Source organism: Neobacillus camarae (assembly GCF_054950115.1).
This window is the reverse complement of the sequence record NZ_JBUCKX010000002.1, coordinates 1558888-1567699: the sequence shown is the minus strand read 5'-3', so window position 1 is coordinate 1567699 and position 8812 is coordinate 1558888. Positions and strand designations below refer to the sequence as shown.

General features: G+C 42.0%; 10 protein-coding genes. 1 reads left to right on the top strand and 9 read right to left on the bottom strand.

Annotated elements, in window-relative coordinates; genetic code table 11:
• From ACY8D0_RS15195 to sppA, 6 genes are all read right to left on the bottom strand, one after another.
• Nucleotides 1–900: class I SAM-dependent methyltransferase (locus ACY8D0_RS15195; RefSeq protein ID WP_462411314.1), on the bottom strand; the 900-nt coding region annotated here is incomplete at its 3' end.
• 90 nt (nt 901–990) lie between these two features.
• The gene (gene tpx, locus ACY8D0_RS15190; RefSeq protein ID WP_462411313.1) at nt 991–1491 is read right to left on the bottom strand and encodes a thiol peroxidase; all 501 of its coding nucleotides are present in this window, start codon (nt 1489–1491) and stop codon (nt 991–993) included.
• A 197-nt stretch (nt 1492–1688) separates the two neighbouring features.
• Nucleotides 1689–2177 (bottom strand): GerW family sporulation protein, encoded by a 489-nt coding sequence (ytfJ, locus tag ACY8D0_RS15185; RefSeq protein WP_462411312.1) that lies wholly within the window; start codon nt 2175–2177, stop codon nt 1689–1691.
• 18 nt (nt 2178–2195) lie between these two features.
• Entirely contained in the window at nt 2196–2888 is a 693-nt protein-coding gene (locus tag ACY8D0_RS15180) for a DUF2953 domain-containing protein (RefSeq protein ID WP_462411311.1), read from the bottom strand.
• Nucleotides 2889–2972: 84 nt separating this feature from the next.
• A complete protein-coding gene (locus ACY8D0_RS15175) occupies nt 2973–3524 on the bottom strand; it encodes an RDD family protein (RefSeq protein WP_462411310.1) in 552 nt (183 codons plus the stop codon).
• A gap of 11 nt (nt 3525–3535) precedes the next feature.
• Nucleotides 3536–4546 (bottom strand): signal peptide peptidase SppA, encoded by a 1011-nt coding sequence (gene sppA, locus ACY8D0_RS15170; RefSeq protein WP_462411309.1) that lies wholly within the window; start codon nt 4544–4546, stop codon nt 3536–3538.
• A gap of 141 nt (nt 4547–4687) precedes the next feature.
• Between sppA and ACY8D0_RS15165 the strand changes: the two genes are divergently transcribed.
• A complete protein-coding gene (locus ACY8D0_RS15165) occupies nt 4688–5491 on the top strand; it encodes an NAD kinase (RefSeq protein WP_462411308.1) in 804 nt (267 codons plus the stop codon).
• Nucleotides 5492–5528: 37 nt separating this feature from the next.
• Here the strand turns inward: ACY8D0_RS15165 and rarD are convergent, their stop codons facing one another.
• The 3 genes from rarD to ACY8D0_RS15150 form a co-directional block, all read right to left on the bottom strand.
• Nucleotides 5529–6452 (bottom strand): EamA family transporter RarD, encoded by a 924-nt coding sequence (gene rarD / locus ACY8D0_RS15160; RefSeq protein ID WP_462411307.1) that lies wholly within the window; start codon nt 6450–6452, stop codon nt 5529–5531.
• A 315-nt stretch (nt 6453–6767) separates the two neighbouring features.
• Nucleotides 6768–8354 carry an acyl-CoA synthetase MbcS gene (gene mbcS, locus ACY8D0_RS15155; protein WP_462411306.1) on the bottom strand — a complete coding sequence of 529 codons (1587 nt, stop codon included), beginning with the start codon at nt 8352–8354 and terminating at the stop codon, nt 6768–6770.
• Between the two features lie 150 nt (nt 8355–8504).
• Nucleotides 8505–8711, bottom strand: a complete 207-nt coding sequence (locus ACY8D0_RS15150) for an alpha/beta-type small acid-soluble spore protein (RefSeq protein ID WP_462411305.1) — start codon at nt 8709–8711, stop codon at nt 8505–8507.
• Nucleotides 8712–8812: the final 101 nt, after the last annotated feature.

The following is an 8812-nucleotide window of genomic DNA, read 5'->3' as shown; positions in this document are numbered from 1 at the left end:
CGCTAACAAAACCTGTTTCGGGGTCTTCACGCCTTCCCCTTGCTTTTGCAGGATTAAGATACTTTTTGCTGCCTGTTTATTTTTAAACATATTGCCGGGAAGTTGCAGTAATCCCTGGATCAACAAGTTTTCTTTAATAAATTCATGAAGCGCCCCGGCCTGTTCACTTTCAAACAGCCCATTGGGAACCACAAAAAATAAATACCCGCCAGGCTTGGTATGGCGAACACTCTGTTCTATAAACAAGTGATGGGCATATGAATGGCCCTTTTCAGCTTTCAATTGATAGTCCAATGCTCTCAGATCATTCGGATAGTATCCGACTGGCAAGTCAGCAATGACAGCATCGACAGGATCAATAAATAAATGCTCTAGACTATCCTGATTGAACAGTTGGACAGGTTGCTCTTGGAGATTCGCATTTGCGTAAGCCAGTTTAATCAGCAAATCGTCAATATCCACGCCAATTCCCATGACATCCCTCTGGAGATGATTTAATACGGTCATTAACAAGTTGCCGGTACCTACTGCAGGATCAAGCAATCGGAACGATTGTGCTTTCATAAATTTATCGACCAAATAGGCAGCAAGCATACCAACAGAGTCAGGTGTCATTTGATGGTTGGGCTGGATATTTTCCTTCATCCCTTTTAAAATCACCAGTTGAAATGCTTTGCGAATTTCCTCATTGGAAAATTGACTGATTTGCAGGCTTTCATATTGCTTTTCCAATCTTTTTACAGTGATTTCACTTAACTCGTCCTGTAAGATGGAACCCTGAAAAATATTTTCTCCTGTTTCAGCCAGTGCTTCTAAATAAGAACAATCCAATTCCTCTTGTAAAATCATTGCTGTTTCATTAAATAGTGTAAATAATTGTTCGATTGGAGATAATGACATCTCTTTCCATTCCTTTTACTTTTTTATTTTTCACGTATGAAAGGCCTCGCTACTCACGAGGCCTTTCATAGAATAGAATGAATCTCATTTCTATTTTGCGTTTCTGGCTGCTTCAAGGGCTGCTTCATAATTTGGATGATTGGTAGCCTCACTTACATATTCTACATATGTCACAGTGTCGGAAGAATCAACCACGAAGACAGCACGTGTTAATAGGCGTAATTCTTGGATCGCCACACCATACGCCTCACCAAATGAAAGGTCGCGATGGTCGGATAATGTTTGGACATTTTCAATGCCCGCTGCGGCACACCAGCGTTTTTGGGCAAAAGGAAGGTCCACACTTACGGTCAGTACCTTTACATTGCCTAATCCTGCAGCTTCCTCATTGAAACGGCGGGTTTCCGCATCACAAACACCTGTATCAAGTGATGGAACGGAAGTAATTAATCGAACTTGCCCCTTTGTGTCGTCCAAAGTCACTTCAGATAGGTCATTCGCAAGAACAGTGAAGTTTGGAGCTTTGTCTCCTACCTTTACTTCATTGCCTAATAGAGTGACAGGACCGCCTTTAAATGTTACATTTGCCATGTTTACATCCCCCTTTTTCGTAATACGCGAATCTAGTTCCGTATATAGAACCGCATCCGTAAAAGTATGTACAGTGTTAATATATCCTGTCAGAAACACTTTTGCAATTATTAAGGCTTTTAAAATCAGCATTGCCAGTAATCCCGATTATCGATATGAAAAAAGTTAACCTTCCTTTGGAAGATTAACCTATTCGATTATATATCGAAATCATCCTTTTTCTGTTGATTGGACTCGTTTTGGTCCTTCTGTTTGGAGCCGTTTTGCTGTTTTCCTTCATCTTTTTTAGAGAACATTTGTTGGATTTTATCTACTGCCTGCGGCGCAAGCTCTAAGATTTTCTCATAAATGTGGGTGCTCTCATCAAGATGAAGCATCTTGACTCCTTGGCTATTAACTATTAAAAAAGCAATCGGGGTAATGGAAACACCGGCGCCGCTACCTCCCCCAAATGGCAGCTGAGGCTGGCCCTTGTTTTCCCCCTGCCCTTTGTCCTGCCCTCCGGAAGTATCCATTTTAAACTCACTACCCCCGGCAGCAAATCCAAAGCCAACCTTTGAGACTGTTAAAATCACACTACCGTCCGGCGTTTCAACAGGGTCGCCAATAATCGTATTCACATCGATCATTTCCTTCAGGCTCTCCATTGCCGTTGTCATCAAGCCTTGAATTGGGTGATCAGACATAAGCAGCATCCTCCTAGTTTAAATCGATTTGGTTTTTTCATTAGTAAAATGAGTTTTGTTTTTGAAGGGCGATAACCCACCCTTCCAGAATTTAACTAATTTAACACCCGCTAACATAGCATGCCCGATACGGAATTGAAAAATACATGATATTTTCGTATGAAAAACTGAAGCTTGAAAATGGGGGGTAATCGAAATTTGCGGGGTTGTCTTCAAGCTTAAAAAATGGCTGACAAGCCCTATAATCCCACCTTTTACGGACCAAAGAACCCCGGAAAGCATACCGGTATGGGCAGCATCTCCCACCCCAATTAAGGATTGCCACTCGAACTTCTTGACGGTAACTTTTCTTAAAAACTTTTTGATAATCACATTCAGTTTAAAGACCCGATTCCGCAATTGTTTCCCATTCGTGAAAAAGGACTTGGCATCTTTTTTCGTGAACTGTTCCACATTTTGATCAGGGGGTTCCTTCGCCGACTCGCCAGCATACGTGTTGCCTTTGACAACGATACTAGGGGAATCATCATCGACTTTAATAAGTGGGACATCAAGCTTATATTTAATCAACCCAAACCAGATACGAAATTCGACGTTTAATTGGTCATCATCGTTTTGATGCTGGTAATTTACAAGAATCGTTAGTTTAGTAAAAATGATAAGGACAAACAGGGCCATGAGGACCAGCAGGACAAGCAAAACCCAATACAAATTAATAAACCTCCTTCCCGCCTGCTAGTTTTCCCTGTAAATATAAAAATAAACCTACCAACAGGTGTTGATAGGCCCTTATACTCACTCCATGTGAACGACGGTTGTGTCGGTAAATAAATCATGGAGTCCTTGTTTTTTTGGCAAGAAAGCAACAATCATATATCCAATAACCACTGTGGCCGAGATAAACCTGCCAATCCATTCCCGGAATAACACAGTACCCCACGTTAATTTTTCATGCCGCAAGTCAACGACTTTGATTCCAAATACCATCTTTCCCAAAGTTTGATGAAAGAATTTCGTCATTAATACAAAATACAAATAAAAAATAACCGCGGAAGCAATCGAGACAGGGGCAAACATATTAAATTCCGATAGAGAAATATCCAGCATCCGGAATAATGGGTTCACTAATATCCGTTCGATACTTCCAATCACGATTAAATCCAGGAGATAGGCCCAAAACCTCATCCAAAATCCAGCGTAACGGAAAGGGGCAGAAGGAACATGCGGATCACGTTGATTGTCCACCTCAATTGCCGACGGGAATATACCCGTAGGTTCCAATTGGTCCGCAATGGATTGGTTCTCCGGTAGTTCATTTGGTTGGTTTCGATTTTCTGTTTGATCCATTTCATTCACCCCTATTCCGCATATAGATACATAAGGCGCGGGGAGTTGGGCTGTGCTAATAATTTCATTAAGCCTGCCATTTCTTGTGTTTCCCCCATCCATTTTTTGGCCTGCATTTGAAATAAAGAACCAATTCCTAGATCATCTGTGTAACGGATTACGGATGCCCCTTTTAGGTTTTCATCTTTTTCCATTGTGGCAATCACATCATCCAAATAGCCAAAACCATCAATCAGATTTAATTCCTTCGCCTGACGGCCATCATAAATGCGGCCATCGGCTATTTGTTTGACTTGATCGGTACTCATATGACGGCCCTCCGATATGACCTTAACAAATCCTTCATACGAGTTATCAATCATTTTCTGGAGAATTTGCCGCTCATCTTCCGTCATTTCCCTTGTCGGACTCATGATATCCTTGTATTTCCCGCTTTTAATGGTAACGAAATCGACACCGTATTTATCTGCCAACCCTTTGTAATTAATGCCTTCCATGATGACACCCAGGCTTCCCGTCATGGTTTCAGGGCTGGCGTAAATTTTCTTGGCAGCGGTGGAAATATAGTAGCCCCCGGATGCCGCCATCGAACCCATGGATATGTATACGGGCTTTTTAGCTTCTTCTTGCAGTTCCTTTAATTGATCATGGATTTCTGCACTTTCCACCACTCCGCCTCCGGGAGAATTGACCCTAACAATGACACCTTTAATGGTATCGTCCTCTTTAATGGCTTTTAGTTTTTTTAAAAAAGTTTGGTGATTATAACTGGAACTTTGTAATATTGAATCGGCCTCACCCGTATCCTGAATGACCCCATCAATATCTAGGATGGCAATTCTTTTCAGTTCGCTTCCTTCTTTGACCACTTCTTCGGTAAATGGATTTTCAGTTGCAGCCAGCAGGTCAGTAAAGTCCGTTTCAAGTCCTTTAAAAGCAAATGCCGATAGAAAGTTAATCATTACAGACCCAATAAATAACGCCGCCGCAATGCCAAGTGCAGCCCACCGTTTCCCACTCACGCTTCATCCCCCTAAAGTTAAATAATTTCCAATCTTTACTACACTATTGTCTCAATAAAATGCTAAACTAATTTAAGACTACCATTATTTTATCAAAAGTTAATTTCAGGATGGGAAAAATTTTCTTCAGGAGGTAATCAAATGGAAGAACGCAGGAATGTTTATTATTACCATAAACGGGATGAGGACATGCTTGCCAAAACCGCTTCTTTATATGAGGCAACGGAACGATTTGGTTTTACCATCGTCAATGATTATCGCCAGGCCAATATTATCGCCAGTATCGGGGATGATGGAACTTTCCTGCAAGCTGTCCGAAAAACAGGTTTCCGTGATGATTGTCTTTATATGGGGATATCTACCAATATGAACTTAAGTATGTATTGTGACTTTCGCATTGGAGAGACTTCTAACATGATAACGGCCATGCAAAGTGAACAGCTGAAAGTCCGCCGGTACCCTGTCATTGAAGTTTCTATCGACGGACAGGGTACCTTTAAATGTTTGAATGAGTTCAGTATCAGGTCTTCGATTATTAAAACTCTTGTGGTCGATGTTTTTATCGACCATCTCCACTTTGAAACCTTCCGCGGAGATGGTTTGATTGTGGCAACGCCAACCGGAAGCACAGCCTATAATAAATCGGTCAATGGCGCTGTTGTAGATCCCCTCCTCCCATGCATGCAGGTAAGCGAAGTAGCGTCTGTCAATAACAACCACTATCGTTCCCTTGGCTCTTCCTTCATTTTAGGAAGCGACCGGACATTAATGCTAAAAGTCGTAGCGGAAGAAGATAACGATTATCCAACGATGGGCATGGACAATGAAGCCCTGAGCATTCAATCTGTTGATATGGTTCGAATATCCTTGAGCGATAAAAAAGTCAAAACACTGAAATTAAAGGATAACTCTTTCTGGGAAAAAGTGAAGCGGAGCTTTTTATAAAAAATGCAAAATAGGCTGCCAATCAGCAGCCTATTTTTTAAATATTTCCTTTGCTCCATTTCATCCCTTTTTCCGGCAAGAGCTTGGTTTTGGAAAGCGAGTAAATCGCTAAGGCTAACCAAATGAACAAAAAGGACAGAAACTGGATTTTTGTAAAGTGTTCATGATAAACGAATATCCCCAACAATAAGGTCAAGGTTGGTGAAATATATTGGAGGAACCCAAGTAAGGATAATGGAATTTTTTGGGCCCCTTTTGCAAAATAAAGCAACGGGACTGCGGTGGCCACACCTGCACCTACTAATAACAAATTGGTGGACCAGTCCGTAGCGGCAAAAGAGTTTGTGCCGTTAAAAAACAACCATAACATGTAAATAGAGGCAATGGGTGTAACCACAAAGGTTTCCAATGTCAAGCCAACAGCAGATTCCACATTGATCAGCTTTTTGGCCAGCCCATATAAACCAAAGGATAATGCCAGAATAATTGCGACCCAGGGAAACTCGCCGTGGGACAGGGTGACAATTAAAACCCCGATGGCAGCCAAACCGAAGGAGAAATATTGATAAAATGATAATTTCTCTTTTAACACCAGCATCCCTAATAGAATGCTGACAAGCGGATTAATATAATAGCCGAGGCTGGTTTCTATCATGTGTCCGTTATTGACAGCCCAAATATACGTAAACCAATTGACGCTAATTAAGATGGAAGCAATGATCAAAGCATATAATTGCTTTTTGTTCTTGGAAAATCCTTTAACAGTCTGGATAAATAAGCCCCATTTTCTTGTCAGGAAGACAATCAACAGCATAAACACGAATGACCAAAACACACGGTTCGCCAAAATTTCCATTGCGCCAACCTTATTTAACAGCTTCCAATAAATCGGCAATAGCCCCCAAAGGAAGTAGGAAAGCCCAGCATAAATGGCACCAAGCTGCGTTTCACTTTTTTTCAAGATGTCCAATCCCCTATTCTTTCTAGTATCGAAACAATATTATCATTATAACGTGAAACACCGTAAATGCCAGAAATTTTTACTCCCAATGGTTCTGTCTGTTATCATGGCTGTTGATTGCAACGAAAGCAGCTCAGCAAACCCGCAGGCATGCCGGGGTGCCTCCTTTGCTCAGAGTCCCCCTATCCCGTATTCCCACAGGAGTTGAGCTTATCCGCTCCAATCAACAGAGTAAAATCAAAACAACAATCGTTCACCAGAACCACTCCATGTAAAAAGCAGACGTTCGATTCGAATGCCTGCCTTTACTACTGTCTAATTTTCCCTTCCGGATTCCCATTCTTTTTGACGGAGTTCGATCCTGCGGATTTTTCCTGATGTTGTTTTGGGAAGCTCGGATAGGTATTCTATTTTTCTTGGATACTTATATGGAGCCGTTAATGTTTTAACATGATTCTGAAGAGTCTTCGTCAGATCAGGATTGTTTGAATCAACCCCGTCTTTTAATACTACGAAAGCTTTTACAATCGTGCCGCGAATTTCATCAGGGCTTGCGACAACCGCACATTCCTTTACATACGGGTGTTTGACAAGAGCATCTTCGACCTCGAATGGCCCAATCGTATACCCTGAACTGATAATGATATCATCACTGCGTCCTTCAAACCAGAAGTACCCTTCCTCGTCCTTTCTGGCCCTATCCCCTGTGACATAATAATCACCGCGGAATTGTTTGGCGGTCCGTTCAGGGTCCTTATAATACTGCTTAAACAGTGCCGGAGTTTCTACATGGACGGCAATATCCCCGACCTCTCCCGGAGGACAAATTTGTCCATTTTCATCAATCACCTCGACCCGATTGCCTGGTGTTGGCTTGCCCATAGAACCTGGCTTTAACTTCATACCTTTAGTGACGCCAACCAGCAAGGTATTTTCCGTCTGTCCATAACCATCCCGCACTTCGATGTTAAAGTATTTTTTAAAAATGTCGATGACTTCCCGGTTTAGCGGCTCACCGGCTGACACGGCACTATGAAGGTTTGGAAGGTGGTAGTCTGCCAAATGATCCACTTTTGCCATTAATCGGTATTCTGTCGGTGTACAGCACAGAACATTGACATCATATTTCTGCAGCAGGCTTAAGTATTTGCTAGGTTCAAACCTGCCATGGTAGACCAATCCGGTTGCTCCGGATCCCAGCACTGAAAGCAATGGACTCCAAACCCATTTTTGCCAGCCTGGTCCCGCAGTTGCCCAAACCGTGTCGTTTTCACTGATAGAAAGCCATTTGGCGGCAGCGGTTCTTAGATGGGCAAAAGCCCAGCCATGTGTATGAACAACTCCTTTTGGATTACCGGTTGTCCCTGAAGTGTAGGATAAAAACGCCATGTCATCCCGATGTGTCTCTGCCAGCGGAAATTCTTCCCCAGCTGTTGCCATTTGCCCGTCGAGATCATTCCAGCCCTCAACCTTACCGCCAATTGTATATTTCACAATCGGTTGGGTTCCTGATATATGTTTAAATTGGTCCACGTATGGATAATAACTGATAACCGCTTTTACGTCACCATGAATAATGCGGTACTGAAGATCTTTTTCCCTTAACATTTCCGAGCATGGTATGACCACCATACCGGCCTTTAACGCGGCCAAATACACCACATAGGCTTCAATTACTCGTGGCACCATGACAAGAACGATATCGCCTTGCTTTAATCCGTTCTTGGTAAAAACATTTGCCGCCTGATTAGCCTGTTTCAATAACTGCTGGTAAGTGACCAATTTGGTTTCACCTAGGTCGTTCTCCCATTTTAATGCTAATTTGGTTGGGTCTTTAGCAAACCGCTCCATTTCAGACACAAGATTATACTTCTCTGGAGCAATCAATTCTTCCCGGTTCATTCTTATTTTCCCTCACTTATCATAAGAATATTATATTAACTATTAGTACCTGATGCTAATTATAAACCCAATAAATCCTTTTGGCAAAGATAAAAAGAGAGAGCGAGACATTGTCCCACTCTCCCTGTAGCCATCATATTGAATTTTTAATTATCGAGCAAAGCCGCCGCCTAATTGTGATTCAGCCATAGAAACTAGGCGCTTGGTGATTTCTCCACCAACAGATCCGTTAGCGCGAGAAGTAGTGTCTGCACCAAGGTTAACACCGAATTCTTGAGCAATTTCATATTTCATTTGATCAAGAGCTTGTTGAGCTCCAGATACTAATAGTTGGTTTGAGCTACTGTTGTTAGCCATCTATACTCACCTCCTTGTGAGTATAGAATGTGTAGAATCCGGTCGGTTCATTCTTATTATAAATTGGTAATTGTTCACAAAAATTTCAAATTTACACAGCT